Origin of the sequence: Chromobacterium sphagni, assembly GCF_001855575.1 — a bacterium.
GTDB lineage: Bacteria > Pseudomonadota > Gammaproteobacteria > Burkholderiales > Chromobacteriaceae > Chromobacterium > Chromobacterium sphagni.
In genome coordinates this window covers 2,751,821-2,771,678 of sequence record NZ_MKCS01000001.1, presented here as the reverse complement: position 1 = coordinate 2,771,678, position 19,858 = coordinate 2,751,821, and the positions used below count along the sequence as shown (strand labels likewise).

Annotated in this window: 13 protein-coding genes; 10 read left to right on the top strand and 3 right to left on the bottom strand. The window is 64.3% G+C overall.

Features of this window, described 5'->3' with window-relative positions; translation table 11 throughout:
• Nucleotides 1–263 precede the first annotated feature (263 nt).
• From BI347_RS13045 to BI347_RS13025, 5 genes are all read left to right on the top strand, one after another.
• Nucleotides 264–1,943, top strand: a complete 1,680-nt coding sequence (locus tag BI347_RS13045; RefSeq protein WP_071116037.1) for a long-chain-fatty-acid--CoA ligase — start codon at nt 264–266, stop codon at nt 1,941–1,943.
• Between the two features lie 112 nt (nt 1,944–2,055).
• Entirely contained in the window at nt 2,056–3,186 is a 1,131-nt protein-coding gene (locus BI347_RS13040) for a PilT/PilU family type 4a pilus ATPase (protein ID WP_071116036.1), read from the top strand.
• Nucleotides 3,187–3,194: 8 nt separating this feature from the next.
• The gene (locus BI347_RS13035; protein WP_071114857.1) at nt 3,195–3,545 is read left to right on the top strand and encodes an ArsC family reductase; all 351 of its coding nucleotides are present in this window, start codon (nt 3,195–3,197) and stop codon (nt 3,543–3,545) included.
• The gene (dapE, locus tag BI347_RS13030; RefSeq protein WP_071116035.1) at nt 3,542–4,675 is read left to right on the top strand and encodes a succinyl-diaminopimelate desuccinylase; all 1,134 of its coding nucleotides are present in this window, start codon (nt 3,542–3,544) and stop codon (nt 4,673–4,675) included. Before BI347_RS13035 ends, dapE begins: the two co-directional genes overlap by 4 nt.
• Nucleotides 4,676–4,810: 135 nt before the next feature.
• Entirely contained in the window at nt 4,811–5,440 is a 630-nt protein-coding gene (locus BI347_RS13025) for a MarC family protein (protein ID WP_071114855.1), read from the top strand.
• Nucleotides 5,441–5,446: 6 nt separating this feature from the next.
• On the opposite strand, the gene BI347_RS13020 is transcribed toward BI347_RS13025, so the two are convergent.
• Nucleotides 5,447–5,797, bottom strand: a complete 351-nt coding sequence (locus tag BI347_RS13020) for a DUF4180 domain-containing protein (protein WP_071116034.1) — start codon at nt 5,795–5,797, stop codon at nt 5,447–5,449.
• 190 nt (nt 5,798–5,987) lie between these two features.
• Here BI347_RS13020 and BI347_RS24825 point away from each other — a divergent pair, with 190 nt between their 5' ends.
• The gene (locus BI347_RS24825; protein ID WP_071116033.1) at nt 5,988–7,328 is read left to right on the top strand and encodes a methyl-accepting chemotaxis protein; all 1,341 of its coding nucleotides are present in this window, start codon (nt 5,988–5,990) and stop codon (nt 7,326–7,328) included.
• Nucleotides 7,329–7,387: 59 nt separating this feature from the next.
• On the opposite strand, the gene BI347_RS13010 is transcribed toward BI347_RS24825, so the two are convergent.
• The gene (locus BI347_RS13010) at nt 7,388–7,927 is read right to left on the bottom strand and encodes a hypothetical protein (protein WP_071116032.1); all 540 of its coding nucleotides are present in this window, start codon (nt 7,925–7,927) and stop codon (nt 7,388–7,390) included.
• 288 nt (nt 7,928–8,215) lie between these two features.
• On the opposite strand from BI347_RS13010, the gene ccoG reads away from it, so the two are divergent.
• The gene (gene ccoG / locus BI347_RS13005) at nt 8,216–9,556 is read left to right on the top strand and encodes a cytochrome c oxidase accessory protein CcoG (RefSeq protein ID WP_071114881.1); all 1,341 of its coding nucleotides are present in this window, start codon (nt 8,216–8,218) and stop codon (nt 9,554–9,556) included.
• Nucleotides 9,557–9,576: 20 nt separating this feature from the next.
• Nucleotides 9,577–10,959: an aminotransferase-like domain-containing protein gene (locus BI347_RS13000; protein ID WP_071114851.1), complete on the top strand. Its 1,383-nt coding sequence runs from the start codon at nt 9,577–9,579 to the stop codon at nt 10,957–10,959.
• 41 nt (nt 10,960–11,000) lie between these two features.
• Here BI347_RS13000 and BI347_RS12995 read toward each other — a convergent pair whose 3' ends face one another.
• Nucleotides 11,001–12,338 (bottom strand): glutamine synthetase family protein, encoded by a 1,338-nt coding sequence (locus BI347_RS12995; protein WP_071114850.1) that lies wholly within the window; start codon nt 12,336–12,338, stop codon nt 11,001–11,003.
• Nucleotides 12,339–12,701: 363 nt separating this feature from the next.
• On the opposite strand from BI347_RS12995, the gene BI347_RS12990 reads away from it, so the two are divergent.
• Nucleotides 12,702–16,007, top strand: coding sequence for a DUF748 domain-containing protein (locus BI347_RS12990; protein ID WP_071116031.1), 3,306 nt, complete (start codon nt 12,702–12,704; stop codon nt 16,005–16,007).
• A gap of 165 nt (nt 16,008–16,172) precedes the next feature.
• Nucleotides 16,173–19,028 carry an adenosylcobalamin-dependent ribonucleoside-diphosphate reductase gene (locus BI347_RS12985; RefSeq protein ID WP_071116030.1) on the top strand — a complete coding sequence of 952 codons (2,856 nt, stop codon included), beginning with the start codon at nt 16,173–16,175 and terminating at the stop codon, nt 19,026–19,028.
• Nucleotides 19,029–19,858 lie beyond the last annotated feature (830 nt).

Below are 19,858 nucleotides of genomic sequence, written 5' to 3'. Positions count from 1 at the left end.
AACCGCTGCGATTGTAACCTATTTCCAAAGAAAAGAAAACCTTGTGCCCCGCCCTGCCGCCAGGCCGCGCTACGGCTATGCCAGACAATTTTTGCGAGACGATTTCAGTTACGGTACATTACCGCGAATCAAACTCAAGTTTGAGCGCAGCGGCCTCGGCCGCCAAGACAACGACTAAAAACAGCGACACGCTAAACCGATTCGCCGCCGGCCGCGCCGGGGCGATGCTCGCTAAAACCCGCACGACGGAGAAACCCGGATTTATGGATAAGGTGTGGCTTAAAAACTACCAGGCTGGGGTTGCCCACGAAATCGACATCAATCAGTTCCAGTCGGTAACCGAGGTGTTCGACCGCAGCGTCAAGAAATTCAGCGACCGGCCGGCGATGGCCTGCATGGGCAAGGTGCTCAGCTATGCCGAACTGGACGCCCTCAGCGGCCAGTTCGCGTCCTTCCTGCAGCACCGGCTGGGCCTCAAGAAGGGCGACCGCGTGGCGGTGATGATGCCCAATCTGCTGCAGTACCCGATCACGGTGTTCGGCACACTGCGCGCCGGCGGCGTGGTGGTCAACGTCAATCCGCTGTACACCCCGCGCGAGCTGGAGCACCAGTTGAAGGACGCCGGCGCCGAAACCATCGTCATCCTGGAGAACTTCGCCGGCGTGCTGGAGCAGGTGCTGCCGCGCACTCAGGTCAAGAACGTGGTGATCGCCTCCATCGGCGACATGCTGGGCTTCCCCAAGCGCCAGTTGGTGAACTTCGTGGTGCGCAAGGTGAAGAAGATGGTGCCGCCATGGCACCTCCCCGGCCACATCCCCTTCAACGACGCCCTGGCCAGCGGCAGCCGGCAACCATATAAGACGATGGCGCTCACCCACGATGACATCGCCTTCCTTCAATACACCGGCGGCACCACCGGCGTGGCCAAGGGCGCCGAGCTGTTGCACAGGAACATCGTCGCCAACATGCTGCAGGCCAGCGCCTGGGTGAAACCGCTGATCCGCGAGGGTCAGGAAGTGATCGTCACCGCGCTGCCGCTGTACCATATCTTCTCGCTGACCGCCAACCTGATGGTGTTCACCGAAATGGGCGCGATGAACCTGCTGATCACCAATCCGCGCGACATCTCCAGCTTCATCAAGGAAATGAGGAAATACCCGGTCACCTGCATCACCGGGGTCAACACGCTGTTCAACGCGCTGCTGAACCACCCGGAATTCGCCAAGCTGGACTTCTCCACCTGGCGGCTGACGCTGGGCGGCGGCATGGCGGTGCAGAAGACGGTGGCGGACAAGTGGAAGGCGGTCACCGGCGTGACGCTGGCCGAAGCCTACGGCCTGACCGAAACTAGCCCGGCCGCCTGCATCAACCCGATGGACCTGAAGGCATACAACGGCACCATCGGCCTGCCGATCTCGTCCACCGACATCGAGATCCGCGACGCCGAAGGCAAGCCCGTGCCGCAAGGCGAGCAAGGCGAACTGTGCATCCGCGGTCCGCAGGTGATGCGCGGCTACTGGCAGCGCCCGGACGAAACCGCCAAGGTGCTGGGCGCCGACGGCTTCCTCGCCACCGGCGACATGGCGATGCTGACGCCGGAAGGCTTCGTCAAGCTGGTGGACCGCAAGAAGGACATGATCCTAGTGTCCGGCTTCAACGTCTATCCCAACGAGATCGAGGACGTGGTGGCCAGCCACCCGGACGTGCTGGAAGTGGCCTGCATCGGCGTGCCGGACGACAAGTCCGGCGAAGTGGTGAAGATATTCGTGGTGAAGAAGAACCCAGCCCTCACCGACAAGGACATCATCCGCCACTGCCGCGAAAACCTTACCGGCTACAAGGTGCCCAAGCTGGTGGAGTTCCGCAGCGAGCTGCCCAAGACCAACGTCGGCAAAATCCTGCGCCGCGCGCTGCGCGACCAGGAAACCGCCAAACAGGCCTGACGTCGGTACGCCATGCCACCCCAACCGCCGCGCATCCCGCCGGCGGTTTTTTTCTTGCCGCGGCGGCTACACTGTAGCCAGTACCACGCCAACCGGCACAGGAGCGCCACCGATGCTGATGCTGCCCTTCTTCAAACTGATGGCCGAACGCAAGGCCAGCGATCTGTTCATGACCAGCTTCTCGCCGCCGATGCTGAAGCTGGACGGCGAGCTGCAGCCGGTCAACGACAAGCCCCTCACCCCGGACATGGTCAAGCAGTTGGCCTACAGCCTGATGAGCGAGGCGGAAATCGCGGCCTTCGAGCATGAGCGCGAGATGAATCTTGGCCACCCGGTCCCGGGCCTGGGCAGCTTCCGCATCAACATCTTCTGGCAGCGCGGCTCGGTGGGCATGGTAGTGCGCTACATCCTGCCCAGCATCCCTTCGCTGGAGCAGCTGCAGTTGCCGCCGATGCTGGCGGAACTGGTCAAGCAGAAGCGCGGCCTGGTGCTGGTGGTGGGCTCCACCGGCTCCGGCAAGAGCTCCACCGTGGCGGCCATGCTGCAGACACGCAACCAAACCATGAAAGGCCACATCCTCACCGTCGAGGACCCGATCGAATTTCTCTACCGCCACGACAAGTCCATCGTCAACCAGCGCGAAGTCGGCTTCGACACCCTGTCCTACGCCCGCGCGCTGAAGAACGCGATGCGCGAGGCGCCGGACGTGCTGATGATAGGCGAGATCCGCGATCCGGAGACCATGGGCCACGCCATCACCTACGCCCAGTCCGGCCACCTGTGCCTGTCCACGCTGCACGGCAACAACAGCTACCACATGCTGAACCGGGTAATCAATTTCTTCCCGCCCGAAGCCCGCGGCATGCTGCTGACGGACCTGTCGGCCTCGCTGCGCGCCGTGATTTCGCAACGGTTGGTGCAGACGCTGGACGGCGGCCGGGTGCCGGCGATCGAACTGATGATCAACACGCCGCACATTTCGGAGTTGATTCGGGGCGGAGAGATAGACAAAATCAAGGAAGCCATCGAAAACAGCATGAGCGATGGCTCGCAGACCTTCGAACAGGCGCTGTTCCAATTGTACAAGAGCGGACGCATCAGCCTGGACGAGGCGCTGAAAAACGCCGACTCGCCGACCAATCTGTACTGGCTGATCAACCAGGCCAAGGACGGCGCCAAGGGCAAGCCCAAATCTGGCCCCGACAGCGCGGCCAACTTCGACAGCATCAAACTGGACCTGTAACCCACCCGATGATTACCCTGTACGGCATTCCCAACTGCAGCACCGTGAAAAAAGCCCGCCAATGGCTGGCCGACAACGGCATTGACTACCACTTCCACGACTTCAAGAAACAAGGCATAGACGCCGAACGCCTGCAGGCCTGGACCCAGCAGGTGCCGCTGGCCAAGCTGCTCAACCGCCAGGGCACCACTTGGCGCGCGCTGGCGGACGACAGCAAGGCCGCGGCCGACGACGCCGCCGGCGCCATCGCGCTGATGCAGGACAAGCCGTCGGTGATCAAGCGCCCGGTGCTGGACCTGGACGGCAAGGTCGGCGTCGGCTTCAGCGAAGCCGACTGGACGGAGCGCTTCGGCCTATGAGCGCGACACTGGATCTCGCCCGCGAACTGATCCGCCGCGACTCCGTCACCCCGCGCGACGAAGGCTGCCAGACGCTGATGATCGCGCGGCTGGAAGCGCTGGGCTTCAAGGTGGAGAAGATGCGCCATGGCGACGTCGACAATTTCTGGGCGCGCCGCGGCGACGCGGCTCCGCTGTTCTGCTTCGCCGGCCATACCGACGTGGTGCCCACCGGTCCGCTGGATAAATGGGACAGCCCGCCGTTCGAGCCCACGGTGCGGGGCGGCCTGCTGTACGGCCGCGGCGCCGCGGACATGAAAGCGTCGCTGGCGGCCTTCGTCACCGCCTGCGAGCGCTTCGTCGCCGCGCATCCGGACCACCGCGGCTCGCTGGCGCTGCTGGTCACCTCGGACGAGGAAGGCGTGGCGCTGGACGGCACCGTCAAGGTGGTAGAAGCGCTGGAGGCGCGCGGCGAAAGCATAGACTACTGCATCGTCGGCGAGCCGACCTCGGAACAACAACTGGGCGACACCATCAAGAACGGCCGCCGCGGCTCGCTGTCCGGCCGCTTGATCGTCCACGGCATCCAGGGCCACATCGCCTATCCGCAACTGGCGAAAAACCCCATCCACCTGATGGCGCCGGCGCTGGCCGAACTGGCCGCCACCCACTGGGACGCCGGCAACGACTTCTTCCCGCCCACCAGCTGGCAAGTGTCCAACATCCAGGCCGGCACCGGCGCCACCAACGTCATTCCCGGCCAGTGCGAGCTGCAGTTCAACTTCCGCTTCTCGCCGGAAAGCACGGCGGAAGCGCTGAAGGAAAGGGTGTACCGGATACTGGACACGCATGGATTGAGCTACGAGCTGCACTGGCAGTTGTCCGGCCAGCCGTTCATCACCCCGCCGGGCGCGCTGACGCGATCGCTGGGCCAGGCCATCGCCGAAACCTCCGGCGCGCAAGCGGCGCTGTCCACCAGCGGCGGCACTTCGGACGGCCGTTTCATCAAGCGCGTCGCGCGCGAGCTAGTGGAATTCGGCCCGATCAACGCCACCATCCACAAGCTGAACGAGTGTGTGGCGGTGGACGACATCGAACCGTTGTCCGGCATTTACCAGCGCACGCTGGAGCTGCTGCTGGCCAAGGCATGATCGTCTCGGCTTCGCTATGCTGAAACCGGCAGGGATGCCGGTTTTTTCATGGCCGCGCGGCGCTGGCGCAGCCGTGGTGGTTTGCGTCCCCAGGCTGAATGTGCCCGACAACGCTAACAGGTAAGCTCCGCATCCATGGAAATCGAAATCGCCAAAATCTTCATCGCCCTCCTGGTGCTGGTCAACCCGCTGGGCGCCATTCCCATCTTCATCAGCCTGACGCCAAACGCCAGCCAGGAGGAGCGCCAGAAAATCGCCAAGACCACCGCCATCTCGGTGGCGGTGGTGCTGTGTCTGTTCGCGGTGGTGGGCGAGACGCTGCTGCGCTTGCTCGGCATCAGCATCGGTTCGTTCCAGGTGGGTGGCGGCATTCTGCTGATGCTGATCGCCATCGCGCTGATGAACGCCAAGCCCGGCCCGACCAAAACGACCAAGCAGGAGCGCGAGGAAGCCGGCCACAAGAGCAATATCGCAGTAGTGCCGATGGCCATCCCGCTGATGACCGGCCCCGGCACCATTTCCACCGTGATCATCTACGCCACCACCGCACACTCCTGGGTGCAGGTAGCGTATCTGCTGATCAGCGGCCTCCTGGTGGCGGTCACCTGCTACGGCGCGCTGGTGCTGGCCACGCCGCTGACCCGGCTGCTGGGCCAGACCGGCATCAACATCGTCAACCGGGTGATGGGCATGCTGCTGGCGGCGGTGTCGGTCGAAATCATCGTCGACGGCGTCTACCGGCTGTTCCCGCAACTGACGCGCTGAACACCGTCACTCCAGCTCCAGCCAGGCCAGCGCCTGCTCCCGCGCATCGAACAGGCGCGAATGGCGGGCGCGCCTGGCCTCGCGCAGATGCTCGGCGTAGCGTTTTCCGCATTCCGCGTCCCTCCACGCCGCCTCGGTGCGCAGCCGGTAGTTCCGCAGCATCTGCAGCAGCTCGCCGGCGAAACAGGTATCGAAAGCGAAAAAAGCGGCCGGCAAGGCCGGCGCGTCCAACAGCAGGCGACAGCTGCCGCGCTCGGCGCAGGCCGCCACCAGATCGGTCGCCCGGCGGGGGCCGTCCAACGACGATAGGCACTCCACCACATCCATCTCCTGCCATTGCAGAACTTGGCAATCCATGCGCTCTCCTTCCCGTTAAACCGCCGCCCCGTCGCGCTCCCACTCCGTTGCAATCAAAGGAATAGGCCAACCTCCTAAGTACATTCCCGCCGATTCGCCGCTTGACTAAACCGCTCCGTTTTTTATAAACCGAATAAGCGAAAACAAACTTTTTCTTCTCGACCATCCCTATCCCGCGAGGATGCCATCGATGTTCAATCAAAAACTGAAATCCGATTTGAATCATGCCCTGCTCCAGCTGGAAAACCAAAAAAGCGTGCTGGACGCGCTGGACCGGTCGATGGCCATCATAGAATTCAGCCCGGACGGCATCATCCTCTCCGCCAATGCCAATTTCGAAGAAACCATGGGCTATACCGCCGACGAAATCATCGGCAAGCACCACAGGATATTCTGCCAGCCGCAGTTCGCCGCCAGCCAGGAATACCAGGCCTTCTGGCAGATATTGCGGACTGGGGGCTTCATCAAGGATCAGTTCAAGCGCATCGCCAAGGATGGCCGCACCGTGTGGCTGGAAGCCAGCTACAACCCTATCCGCGACAATAGAGACCAGGTGGTCAAGGTGATCAAGTTCGCGCTGGACGTCACCCAGGAAGTCAAACTCGCCCATGAGGCGAGAAATATCATGAAGGCGGTCGAGCGCTCGATGGCCGCCATCGAATTCACGCCGGACGGCATCATACTGACCGCCAACGCCAACTTCCTCGACGCCACCGGCTACACCGCCGAGGAAATCATCGGCAAGCATCACCGAATCTTCTGCCCCCCCGATTTCGTGCGCAGCCCCGCCTATGAACACTTGTGGAAGCAGCTGAAACAAGGCGTATTCGTCGCCGGCCGGTTCGAGCGCCTCCACAAGTCCGGCCGGCCGGTCTGGCTGGAGGCCAGCTACAATCCGGTCTTCGATGACGAGGGCGTGGTATTCAAGGTCATCAAGTTCGCCGCCGACATCTCCGATCAGGAAACCGCGCGGCAACAGGATCTGCGCCTGGTGCAGGAAGCTCATCGGCTGTCCGCGGCGTCGGACAGCGCCTCCAACGACGGCCAGCAGGTGATCCGGGACACCATCCGGGCGATGAGCGTGATCGCCGACAGCGCGGGACAGTCGGCGCGACTGATAGAAGATCTGGAACAGAAAACCAATCGCATCACCACCATCGTCAACACCATCCATGAAATCGCCGACCAGACCAATCTGCTGGCGCTGAACGCGGCGATCGAGGCGGCGCGCGCCGGCGAGCAGGGCCGCGGCTTCGCGGTGGTGGCCGACGAGGTGCGCAAGCTGGCCGAACGCACCAGTTCCTCCACCAAGGAGGTGACGGAGATGATAGACGACATCAAGAACGGCACCGGCAACGCCACCGACAGCATCCATGAAATGCTGGTCAAGGCCCAGTTGGGCGAAGAGCACGCCAGCGAGGCCAGCACGTCGATAGACGAGATACGCGCCAGCACTTTGCAGCTGGCCGACGTGGTCAACCACTTCTCCGCGGTGCAGGCCTACTCGACGCAGCCGCCGCCGGAAAGCTAGCGGCCAGGCTTATTCGCCACCGCTCAGCCGCTGGCATCCGTCCGAGATGGCCGTGACCGTCAAACCTTCATAAACAGCGCGCCGTACACGGCAAGCAGCAGCATGCCGCCGCCCAGCGCGATGGCGGCGATGTTCCAGCCGCTGAGCCTGTCGTTGCGCCGGTGCTCCGGCGCCAGCGCCTCGTTGATGCGGCAAACCGCTATCTGCGCCGGCAGCAGGCAGGCGATGGCGGCGTAGCAGACCAACCAGTAAGGCTCGGGCAGCTTCCACAGCATGCTGATGATGATCCAGCCCGCCGACAACGGTCCCGCCGGCAGATCTCCGGCGCCGGCATCGCGCGCGGCATCGCGGATCCGGCTTAGCAGCGCGTAGCAGAAGAAATAGCCAAACACCGCGCGCCAGAAAGGCCAGATGTCGCTCCCCTCCCGCTGTTTGACCAACTGCCAGTTGCGGTAGAACCAGTACATTTCGTACAACCCCAGCGTGCACAGGGACAGGATCAGGAATTTCCGCGGCGACACGGCGAAAAACAACGGCGCCTGGTCATCCCCGATTTCCCGCTCCGGCCCCTCTGCCGGCTGGTCATTGATATAGATCATAAAACTTCCATTCCGGTCAAAAGCGATGCGCGGTGGAAATATATCATGCCGGATCATGCCCACGTCGTCCGCTGCCGCGGGAAAGCCATGGCGTGCGGCGAATCGCGGCGAAAATCCGCATGCAAAACAGTTGCTTGAGGAGACAATCCTTCAGGACAGCGCTCCGGCCAGGCGCCCTCTGTTGGTATACAGCCTCATCTGTATATATATTTTCACAATTATCTGTGCATTGTTTGTACTGATATCCGGCAGTACAAATGGCCCATCCTTCATAGTGCGATGGCGGCCATGTCCAAGCTCGAAACCAAACCGATCAAGATCTACCCCCGTCTGACCAGCGGGCGATTCAACAATCTGCGTGTATCGATGGTGGTGTTGACGCAGCTGGTATTCTTCGGCCTGCCCTGGCTGCAGTGGAACGGCCGCCAGGCGGTGCATTTCAATCTGGCGGAGCATCACTTCCTGATTTTCGGCATCAGCCTGTGGCCACAGGATTTCATCTATCTAGCCGCGCTCTTGGTGGTGTGCGCGCTGGGCCTGTTCTTGTGGACCACGCTGGCTGGCCGGCTGTGGTGCGGCTACAGCTGCCCGCAAACCGTGTACACGCAGATCATGATCTGGATAGAGCGGCTGGTGCTGGGCGACCACAACGCCCGCCGCAAGCTGGACGCCGCTCCGGGCAGCCTGGCCAAATACGGCAAGAAAGGCCTGTGCCAGCTATTGATGGGCGCGTTCTCGCTGTGGACCGGGCTGACTTTCGTCGGCTACTTCACTCCGATGCGCGAGCTGGCAGCATTCAATATGGGACCGTGGGACCTGTTCTGGACGCTGTTCTACGCCGGCTTCACCTGGCTGCTGGCCGGCGTGCTGCGCGAGAAGGTATGCCTGCACATGTGCCCGTACGCCCGCTTCCAGGGCGCGATGTTCGACGACCACACCCTGGTCATCTCCTATGACGCCAAACGCGGCGAGCCCCGCGGCAAGCAGCAGGCGCGCAGCCAGGCCCCGGTCAAGGGCTGCATAGACTGCGGCATCTGCGTGCAGGTGTGCCCGACCGGCATCGACATCCGCGACGGCCTGCAATACGAGTGCATAGGTTGCGCCGCCTGTATCGACGCCTGCGATCAGGTAATGGACAAGATCCAGGCGCCGCGCGGGCTGATCAGCTACACCAGCGCCCAGGCGCAGCAGGGCAAGCCGGCACCGGCGCAATCGCTGCACCGCCCGCGCATCGTCGTCTACTCCTGCCTGTTGGCCGGCATCATCACCCTGTCCACCACCGCGCTGGTCTTGAAGAAGCCGTTCAAGGTAGACGTGCTGCGCGACCGCTCCAGCCTGGTGGAACAGACCGACGACGGCCTGCTGCAGAACCGCTACAACCTGCGCCTGATCAACACCACCGAGCAAGCCCAACGCTACAGCCTGGCCGTGGAGGGCCTGCCCGGCATCAAGCTGGACCAGCCGGCCCAGATCGTTACGGTCAAACCGGCGCAAACCGAGACCGTGGCGGTACGGGTGCAGGCCGAGCCGGAACACGCCACCCGCGGCGCGCACCCGATTTACTTCGTGATACGCTCGCTGGGGGATGACATCACTATCAAGGAAAAGTCCAGCTTCATCGGAGAATGAGGCGGACGGGAAATGAACACATGAACAAGACCGGGCAATTGAGCCAACGTTTCCGCCACGCGATAGAACAGGGCCACCTGCGCGCCGGCGACCGCATGCCCTCGCTGCGCAAGGTATGCCAGGACCACAAGATCAGCATCACCACTGCGCAGCGCGCCTATGCCGAGCTGGAAAAACTGGGACTGATCGAATCGCTGCCGCGCTCCGGCTTCCGGGTGCTGGCGCGCAGCGCCATCCTGCCCAGCAACCTGCCCTTGCACAGCGACGGCAGCGGCATCCGCATCGAACACCTGACCAGCGCGCTGCCCATGCCCTGGGGCTGCCCCTACATGAACCCGGCGCTGATCAACACCACCCCGCTCAGCCGGGCGCTGACCCGCGCGCTGCGGGACTACCGCTACGCGCTGTCCGGCAACGGCAGCACCGGCTACGAGGGCCTGCGGCGCGAATTGACCTTGCGCTACCTGGCGCAAGGCGTGGAGCTGGACGGCGACGAGCTGCTGGTGACCTGCGGCGGCATGGAGGCGCTCAGCCTGGCGATACGGGCGGTGACCAAGCTGTCCGGCAGCGCGGCGATGCTGGTGCTGACGCCGGCCTTCCCGGCGCTGTTCGACCAGTTGGAACAACTGGGCATCGCCGTCCACACGCTGGCCACCCCGCCCGGCCAAGCGCTAGATCTGGAACGGCTGGAGCAGTTGATCGTCCAGCACCAGCCGGCCGGGATCCTGGCGATGGCCAATTTCCAGCACCCCACCGGCCTGACCATGAGCGACGCTGACAAGGAAGCGCTGCTGGCGCTGGCGGACCGGCACCGCCTGCCCATCATCGAGGACGACACCTACCGCGAACTGTATTTCGGCGAAAGCGCGCCGCTGCCCTTGAAGGCCTACGACCAGCGCGGCAGCGTGCTGTACTGTTCGTCGTTCAGCAAATCGCTGGCGCCGGGCTACCGCGTCGGCTGGATCGCCGCCGGCCGCTACCGCGACAGCATCCTCGGCCTCAAGCTGTGCAGCTCGCTGTCCACTCCGCTGCCCAGCCAGATGGCGCTGTCGCGGCTGCTGGCCGGCGGCCATCACGAGGATATGCTGAGCCTGCTGCGCAGCCGGCTGCAGGCCAACTGGCTGGCGATGCGGCAACAGCTGGCCTGCCATCTGCCGGCGGGCACCCGGCTGATCACGCCGCAAGGCGGCTACTTCCTGTGGCTGGAATTGCCCGAGGGCATGGACTGCCGCCGCCAATTGCCGCAGGCGATGCAACAAGGCATACACTTTGCGCCGGCGCCGCTGTTCTTCCAGGACAACCAGCCGCGGCTGAACGCGATGCGGCTCAACTTCAGCTTCTACGACCCGCTGCAACAACACAACGGCGTGGCGATGCTGACCGAGGTACTGGCCGGCGGCTGAAGCGCCACCCGCCCGCGCTCGCGGGCGGATCGCCTGCCCCGTCACACATGCAACAGCAGAAACCGTCGCTCCCACGGGCTGATCACATCGAAATACTCGCGGTACTCCGCCTCCTTGATCGCCGCGTAAGTCTCGACGAAATGCTCGCCGAACAGCTCCGCCAACGGCTTGCAGCGCAGCAGCGTGTCGACCGCGTCGTCCAGATGGCGCGGCAGCTGATGCGGCTGCTCGTAGGCGCTGCCGGACAGGGGATCGGACGGCTGGATCTTCTCCCGCATGCCCAGATAGCCGCAAGCCAGGCTAGCGGCCATCGCCAGGTAGGGATTGACGTCCACCCCGGCCAGCCGGTTCTCCACGCGCCGCGCTTCCGGCCCGGAATGCGGCACCCGGAGACCGCAGGTGCGGTTGTCGTAACCCCAGGACAGGTTGATCGGCGCCGAAGTGTAGCGGCTGAGGCGGCGGTAGGAGTTCACATACGGCGCGAAGAACGGCATCGCCGCCGGCAGATAGCGCTGCAGGCCGCCGATGAAGTGCAGGAAGGCCGGCGACGGGTTGCCGTCGGCCTGACTGAAGATATTGCGGCCGTCGGCGTCCACCACGCTTTGGTGCAGGTGCATGGCGCTGCCGGGCTGACCCTGCATCGGCTTGGCCATGAAGGTGGCGTACATATTGTTGCGGATGGCCACTTCGCGCACCGTGCGCTTGAACAGGAACACCTGGTCGGCCAACTCCAGCGGATCGCCGTGGTCCAGGTTGATCTCCATCTGCGCAGTGCCCATCTCGTGAATCAGCGTGTCCAGCGCCAGGCCCTGCGCCTCGCACCAGTCGTACATCACGTCGAAGATGTCGTCGTATTCGTTGACCGCGTCGATGGAAAAGCTTTGCATGCCGGCTTCGGTGCGGCGGGTGCGGCCCACCGGCGGCCTGAGCGGCATGTCCTCGTCCGGCTGGATTTCCACCAGGTAGAACTCCATCTCCGGCGCGATCACCGCTTTCCAGCCCTTGTCTTCATATAGCTTCAGGATGCGCTTGAGCACATTGCGCGGCGCCAGGTCCACCGCCTGGCCGGCAAAGGAATAGCAGTCATGGATGATCTGGGCGGTGGGCTCTTTGTTCCATGGCACCGGACGCAAGGTGCTGGCATCCGGGATCAGCTTCATGTCCGGGTCGGCCACCGAGGTGAAATCGCGGTCCGGGTAGTCGCCGGTCACCGTCATCGACAGCACCGCCTCCGGCAGGCGCAGCCCCTCGGCGGGATTGTATTTGTGGCGCGGCACGATCTTGCCGCGGGCGAGGCCGGTCATGTCCGGGATCAGACACTCCACCTCGGTGATGCGATGTTCGTCCAGCCATTGATTGATTGCATTGGCACTATCCATTGAAGCCTCTGTCTTTAAGTATGGGTTCCGGAACTGCCCAGCAGCCGGGCCGGGTTGGCCAGGGTGTGGGGCCGCCTGGCTTGAAGCAGGAATAGGCAGCGGTCCGCCAGCAGCGGCGTGGCCGCAGCTGTTGAAAATAAGATGAATGACCGGCGTGGCCGGTGGCTTTGTTGCAAGATAATCAACCTTTCGTGATAAAAATTTGGCAAATTTTGCGTTCAATATCTTGAACACCTGACCATCCTAGCCAGCAGTCGCCAGCCGCCGCAACGGTCGCATGCCATTCCGCTGTCAACTTTGGTCAACAATAGGACAAACAATGCAACAGGACGGCGCGCCCAAAGTGTATTAGAATTAAGCGATATGAATACCCATGTTCCGGCCGAAGCTGCCACACCCTCCCCCTCTCCCCGCAAACCCCGCCGCTGGCTGCGCTGGCTAACCATCGCCATCGCGCTGCTGTTGGCGTTCTGGGCTTTTCTCGGCTTGCTGGCCCCGCGGCTGCTGCAACAGGCCGTCGCCGACTGGGCAAAGAAGCATGGCCGCCAGCTCAGCATCCAGCAGGTGCGCATCACGCCATGGAGCATGGAGCTGACGCTGGACGGCCTGGCCCTGCGCGAAGGCAACGGCAACCCGCTGTTCCTCGCCCGCCGCGTCTACCTGAACGCCGACGCCTACGCGCTGCTGCTGGGACGCTGGCAAGCCAGCGAATTCACGCTGGACAGCCCGAAGCTGTGGCTGGAACGCGGAGCGGACGGCCAATGGAACTGGGAAAAACTGGCGGCGGACCTGTCCGGCCCGCCCAAACTGGAAGACGGCTCGGCGCCGGAAAAGTTGCCGCGGCTGAAAATCGCCGCGCTCAATCTGCGCGACGGCCAGGTCCGGCTGAACGATCATAACGACGGCAAGCATGAGCGTTTCCGCCTGATGCCGATCAACCTCAGCCTGACCGACCTGTCCACGCTGGCGGAAAACGGCCGCTACGCGCTGCACGCCGAGCTGGAAGGCGGCGGCCGCTTCGACTGGAAAGGCAGCATGCGGCTGCAGCCGCTGCAATCGAGCGGCGAGGCCAGCATGCAGGGCCTGCCGCTGGCGTCGATCTGGGACTACGTCCGCCCCTATTTCTCGGTGGAAAAACCGCAAGGCGCATTGTCGGTCTATGCCCGCTACCAGTTTGAGATGAACGGCAGCAGGCCGGACCTCACCATCTCCCCCCTCAGCGCCAGCCTCAAACAGCTGACGCTGCGCGCGCCCGGCGGCGGCGGCGAGTTGCATCTGCCCGAACTGAAAGTGGAAGGCGGCGCATTGGACCTGTCCCGCTCGCTGCTGACCATCGCCAAGGTGGAGCTGAACCAGGGCCGGGTCAGCGCCGGCCGCGACGCCAACGGCGCGGTGGACTGGCTGCGGGCGCTGCCCTCCGCCCAGCCGGCAAAACCCGCGGCCAAACCGGCCCAGCCCTCGCCCTGGCTGGTCAAGGTGGACAGCCTCCGCTTCAATCGATGGCACGGCGAATGGCGCGACGGCGTTTACCTCAAGCCGATGCAGCTGCAAACCGACATGCCGCAGCTGCAAGCCAGGATATCGCTCAGCCCGGAACACGGCCTGCAGCTGAACGACCTGGGCCTGAGCCTGGCCAATCTCAAGCTGGGCGCGGCCGGCGGCCCTCCCTGGCTGACGCTGGCAGACGCCGAGTTGGCCCCGTCGCTGATCGACCTTAAACTCCGGCAATTGAAACCGGGCGATGTCACGCTGCGCGGCATGCAACTGGCGCTGCAGCGCGAGCGCAACGGCCAGCTGCAGTTGCAGCAACTGCTGGCTCAGCGCCCGCAAAAAGCCGTCAAGACGGACAAAACCGACAAGGCGGCAGCCTGGAAGCTGTCCTACCCGGCAATCAAGCTGGAAGACAGCGGGCTGAGCTGGCGCGATCTGGCGCTGCCCAAGCCGCTGACGCTGGGTGTGGACCAGTTATCCGGCCTGCTGGCCACCCAGGATGGCCAGCAACTGGGGCTGGACCTGAACGGACGGATGGGCAACGGCCGCCTGGCCGCCAAGCTGGATCTGAATCCGGACCAGCAGTCCGTCCATGGCCGCATCCGGCTTGACGCGCTGCCCATCGCCCCGCTGGCACCATACGCGCTGTCCGGCACGCCGCTCAAACTCTCCGGCGGCGCGCTATCCACCGACCTGCAGCTGCACGCCGCCTCCGCTACGCAATGGAAGCTGGCCGGCCAACTGAAACTAGCCAAGATGGCGCTGCAGGAGCCGGGCGAGGCGCTGCCGCTGCTGGGCTGGAATAATCTGAGCCTCAGCCGGCTGCAGGTGCAAGGCATGCCGCTGAAAGTGAACATCAACGACGTGCGGCTGGACCAGCCGCGCGCCCGACTGATCCTCGATCCGCAGCGCCGCCTCAACTGGCAGCAGATCTTCGCCAGCCGCATCCCGCCGGTCAAACCGGCCGGCAGCGGCAAAGCGGCCCCGCTGCCGCAAGTGGACGTGCACAGCATCCACGTGCAGAACGGCGCGGTGGAATTCGCCGACCACGGCATGACCCCGGATTTCGCCACCCGCATGCACCATCTGCGCGGCAGCATCCAGAACCTGTCCACCCGCGCCGGCGGCCGCGGTCGCATCACGCTGGACGGCGCGGTGGACCAATACGGTGAAGTGAAGGTGCGCGGCGCGCTGTCGCCGCTGTCTCCCACCGACAGCACCGACATCCGTCTGGACTTCCACAACCTGGCGCTGAACAACCTCAACCCCTATTCGATGAATTTCGCCGGCTGGCAGGTGAAGGACGGCCGCTTGTCGCTGGAGCTGCGCTATCTGCTGGAGCACCGCCAGCTCAAGGGCGAAAACCGCATCGTGATCGACTCGATCCAGCTGGGAGACGAGCTGAAAGGCGACAAGTCGCCCCATCTGCCCTTGCGGCTGGCGGTGGCGCTGCTGGAAGACAGCAACGGCCGCATCGACCTGGACCTGCCGGTCACCGGCAGCCTGGACGATCCGCAATTCAGCTACGGCCAGGTGATATGGAAGGCCTTCGTCAACATCGTCACCAAGGTGGTCACCGCGCCGTTCCGCGCGCTGGGCGCGCTGTTGGGCGGCGACGGCTTCGACGACATCCGCTTCGTCGCCGGCGAGGCCCATGTCAGCCCGCCGGAGCGCGAGAAGCTGGACAAGGTGGCGGGATTGATGGCCAAGCGGCCCAAGATGCAGCTGGCGATCTCCGGCGGCTACGCGTCTGACGAGGATGGCAAGCAGCTGGCGCGCGCCCGCATCGACTCCGCCGTGCTGGCCGCCGCCGGCCACGCGCCGATGGACGACGAGCCGCTGCCGTCACTGGACCTGAAGGACGCGCAGACCCAGTCCGCGATCAAAACCGTCTACGGCCAGCGCATCGGCCGGCTCAAACTGCTGGGCCACACGCTGAAGCCGGGCGGCCCGTCCGGCGAGGCCTTGGTCAAGCTGTTGCGCGACGAGATGCTGGCGGCCGAAAAAGTGAGCCAGGCCGACCTGGTGAAACTGGCCGAACTACGCGGCGCCAACGCCCGCAAGGTGATGCTGCGCCATGCGCCCGACCTCGCCGAGCGGGTGACGCTGGACGCGCCGCAAAAGACCTCGGCCAACCGCGACGGCGTGGAACTGGCGGTGAAAATCACCGCCAAGTAAGCGCAGGCCCGACCGTGACCGCGCTATAATCAAAGTGGCACAAACACAATACTTGCGCTTTAAATGGCAACGGCGTAACAACATATAGTGTGCTACGCCGTTTTTTCATGCCGATTCGGACATGCCGCCGTCGTCGAACACCGCATCAGTAAGGATGAGCGCTCCATGCAGCAGGAAAACATCGCCGCCATGGCGGAGCAGGACATCTCACGCGAGGTGTTGCTGGAAAAATACGCCAAGAACGGCGAACAAAGCGTCAGCGAAGTCCGCCGCCGCGTCGCCCGCGCGCTGGCGGCATTGGAAAAAGACCCGGCCCGCTTCGAGCCGCTGTTTTTCGAAGCGCTGGACCACGGCTTCATCCCCGGCGGCCGCATCAATTCCGCCGCCGGCACCGACCTCAGGGCCACGCTGATCAACTGCTTCGTGCAGCCGGTGGGCGATTCGGTGTCGGAGACCGAGGACGGCAAGGTTGGCATCTACCAGGCCTTGCTGCAGGCGGCGGAAACCATGCGCCGCGGCGGCGGCGTCGGCTACAACTTCTCGCGCATCCGCCCCAGGGGTGCGCGGGTGAAGGGCACCGACAGCCGCGCCTCCGGCCCGGTGTCGTATATGCGGGTGTTCGACCGCAGCTGCGAGACGGTGGAATCGGCCGGCGCGCGCCGCGGCGCGCAGATGGGCGTGCTGGACATCAGCCACCCTGACGTGGAGGCCTTCATCCACGCCAAGGACCGCGGCGACCTGAAAAACTTCAACATCTCAGTCGGCGTGTCCGACGCCTTCATGCAGGCGGTGGAAGCCGACGCCGACTGGCAGCTGACCCACGCGGTGGAGCCGGCCTCCAGCGCCTTTCCGGACAGCTTCCAGCGCGAGGACGGCCTATGGGTGTACCGCAGCGTGCGCGCCCGCGAGCTGTGGCGGCAGATCATGGCCTCCACCTACGACCACGCCGAGCCCGGCGTGCTGTTCATGACCCGCATCAATCAGGACAACAACCTGTCCTATTGCGAGGTGATAGAGTCCACCAACCCCTGCGGCGAACAGCCGCTGCCGGACTACGGCTGCTGCGACCTGGGATCGATCAACCTCGCCCGCCACGTGCGCGCGCCGTTCGGCGACAAGGCCCATTTCGACTTCAAATCGTTCGAGAAAGTGGTGCGCACCTCGATCCGGATGCTGGACAATGTGCTGGACCTGACCGTGTGGCCCTTGCCTGAGCAGCAGCGCGAGGCGATGAACAAGCGCCGCGTCGGCCTGGGCTTCACCGGCCTTGGCGACGCTTTGATCATGCTGAAGATACGCTACGACAGCGAGGAAGGCCGCCGCTTCGCCGCCCGCATCGCAGAAAGCATGCGCGACGCCGCCTACGACGCCTCGGTTGACCTCGCCGTAGAAAAAGGCCCCTTCCCCCTGTTCGACGCCGACCAATACCTGGCCGCGCCGCACTGCGCCAGCCGACTGCCGGACAAGATCCAGGCCAGGATACGCAAACACGGCATCCGCAATTCGCATCTGCTGTCCATCGCCCCCACCGGCACCATCTCGCTGGCCTTCGCCGACAACGCCTCCAACGGCATCGAGCCGCCGTTCTCCTGGTTCTACACCCGCAAGAAGCGGATGGCCGACGGCAGCCAGCAGGAATACCTGGTGGAAGACCACGCCTACCGCGTGTGGCGGATGCAGGGCGGCGATACCGCCCGCCTGCCCGACTACTTCGTCTCGGCGCTGGAGATGAGCGCGCTCGACCACATGCGGATGGTGGCCGCCGTCGCCCCCTATGTCGACACCGCCATCTCCAAAACCGTCAACGTCCCGGCCGACTATCCGTTCGAGGACTTCGAAACCCTGTACCTGGAAGCCTGGCGCGCCGGCCTGAAGGGCATCACCACCTACCGCCCCAACAATGTGCTGGGCTCGGTGCTGTCGGTGGAGCCGGCCCAGATCGCCGCCGCGCCGCAAGACCTGTCCGGCAGCGGCGACGGCGACCCGGACCGCCGCGTCACCCTCAACACCGCGCCCACGCCGGCCTTGTCCAGCCTGAAATGGCCGAACCGTCCCAAGCTGAAGGAGGGCAACCCGTCGTGGACCTTCATGGTGGAAGGCGACGCCGGCCACTTCGCCGTGGTGGTCGGCCATATGGAAAACGGCCGCGCCACGCCGTTCGAATGCTGGGTCAACGCCACCGAGGTGCAACGCGGCCTGTCCGCCATCGCCAAGACGCTGTCGATGGACATGCGCTGCCGCGACCGCGCCTGGCTGGCGGCCAAACTGGACGCGCTGTCGCGCACCAACGGCGACAAGCGCTACCAGTTCCAGCTGGGCGACAGGACCGTCCACGCCACCTCCGCCGCCGCCGCGCTGGGCCAGGTGGTGCGCCACCGCGTCGAGCAGTTGGGCGCGCTGCCCCTGGAAGCCGGCGAAGCCACGCCGGTGATGGACGCGCTGTTCGCGCGCAAGGAGCCAAAATCCGGCAGCGACGGCACCATGAGCTGGTCGGTGGACGTGGTCAACCCGCAAACCGGCGACGACTTCGTGCTGTTCATCAAGGAGCTGATCCTGCCCAACGGCAAGCGCCGGCCGTACTCGGTGTGGCTGGCCGGCGCCTATCCGCGCGAGCTGGACGGCCTGTGCAAGATGCTGAGCCTGGACATGCGGGTGATAGACCCGGCCTGGATAGGCCTGAAACTGCGCAAGCTGTTGAACTACGCCGAACCGCAAGGCGACTTCTTCGCCCGCATCCCCGGCCTGGAAAAGTCGCAGAGCTGGCCGTCCACCGTCGCCTATCTAGCCCGCCTGACCATCCACCGCTACGCGATGCTGGGCGTGCTCACCGAAGAAGGCGTGCCGGTGGAGGAAATGGGGGTGATGGCGCCGGAGCAGAGCGACCTGTTCGCCATGGAAGCCGCCGCGCCGCTGAAACCGCTGGCCGGCAAGCCTTGCCCGGAATGCGGCAACCACGCGCTGATCAAGAAGGACGGCTGCGAGTTCTGCACCGCCTGCGGCCACGTGGGGGCCTGCGGCTGAGCCTGCCGTCCGGCTGATGCGCGGCAGTTCGCATCGTCTTGCGTAAAGACTCTGGCATCGCAAGATGCCAGAGCCTGCTGCTTGGCCGCCAATCGCTCAATATTCGCCATCTTGAGCCGCTTGCTGCGGACATGCCACGCTGCGCTTTTTGGAGCGACGGCGCCGCGCGGCATCCACGGGTGAACCTGCCGCGATCCACAAGCCGGACCGGAAACCGCCGCCACCCAAAAGACTCTCCGGAATGGACGCGCTACCGTAGACATGGCCGCCCGCCACGACAATCCCGCGTGACCTCGCTCGGATTTTCGTAGGCTGGTCATGCCATTTTCGCATAGACGGCCGCCGCAGGGCGCCAAGCAGATTGAATAGGCGATGGCTTGACCGCCAAGCCGGCTCTTGGCTGCGCTCAGGCAGCTCGACATGAAAAACTGTCTTAATTACCAGCATGACGTCGCAAAATCACCGAGCCCGCCTTCGCCCTGGTCTTGGCCTTGAAGGCCCCAGGGCCATCCCCCCAGACGCTTCACGTCATGCCGCGCGGTTTGGCGACAGCCCTCCAGCCACACGCTGTAGTGGGGTCCGCGACGCGTGGCATCTGGATTCCCCACTGGATGGGCGGCGCGGGAATCGCCGGCCTCAGGATCAATCGGCGGCATGGTCTGCGCCGATCCGGCAGACCCGCGCCGCGGTCGGGGCAAAATCCCAGCCAATTACCATCCAAATGATTACAAATTAATTCCCTTGACATTTTTCGCCCCACCTCTATCACTTAATTGCAGTAGCAGCGCCCGGCGGGCTCGCATGCCAAATGCAAACGAACCTCCCGCCCG

Coding starts and splice junctions, on each gene's coding strand:
- BI347_RS13020 (WP_071116034.1), bottom strand. CDS start 5,797: ATGGATTGCCAAGTTCTGCAATGGCAGGAGATGGATGTGGTGGAGTGC.
- BI347_RS13035 (WP_071114857.1), top strand. CDS start 3,195: ATGATTACCCTGTACGGCATTCCCAACTGCAGCACCGTGAAAAAAGCC.
- BI347_RS13000 (WP_071114851.1), top strand. CDS start 9,577: ATGAACAAGACCGGGCAATTGAGCCAACGTTTCCGCCACGCGATAGAA.
- BI347_RS24825 (WP_071116033.1), top strand. CDS start 5,988: ATGTTCAATCAAAAACTGAAATCCGATTTGAATCATGCCCTGCTCCAG.
- BI347_RS12995 (WP_071114850.1), bottom strand. CDS start 12,338: ATGGATAGTGCCAATGCAATCAATCAATGGCTGGACGAACATCGCATC.
- BI347_RS13025 (WP_071114855.1), top strand. CDS start 4,811: ATGGAAATCGAAATCGCCAAAATCTTCATCGCCCTCCTGGTGCTGGTC.
- BI347_RS12990 (WP_071116031.1), top strand. CDS start 12,702: ATGAATACCCATGTTCCGGCCGAAGCTGCCACACCCTCCCCCTCTCCC.
- BI347_RS13040 (WP_071116036.1), top strand. CDS start 2,056: ATGCTGATGCTGCCCTTCTTCAAACTGATGGCCGAACGCAAGGCCAGC.
- BI347_RS13010 (WP_071116032.1), bottom strand. CDS start 7,927: ATGATCTATATCAATGACCAGCCGGCAGAGGGGCCGGAGCGGGAAATC.
- dapE (WP_071116035.1), top strand. CDS start 3,542: ATGAGCGCGACACTGGATCTCGCCCGCGAACTGATCCGCCGCGACTCC.
- ccoG (WP_071114881.1), top strand. CDS start 8,216: ATGTCCAAGCTCGAAACCAAACCGATCAAGATCTACCCCCGTCTGACC.
- BI347_RS12985 (WP_071116030.1), top strand. CDS start 16,173: ATGCAGCAGGAAAACATCGCCGCCATGGCGGAGCAGGACATCTCACGC.
- BI347_RS13045 (WP_071116037.1), top strand. CDS start 264: ATGGATAAGGTGTGGCTTAAAAACTACCAGGCTGGGGTTGCCCACGAA.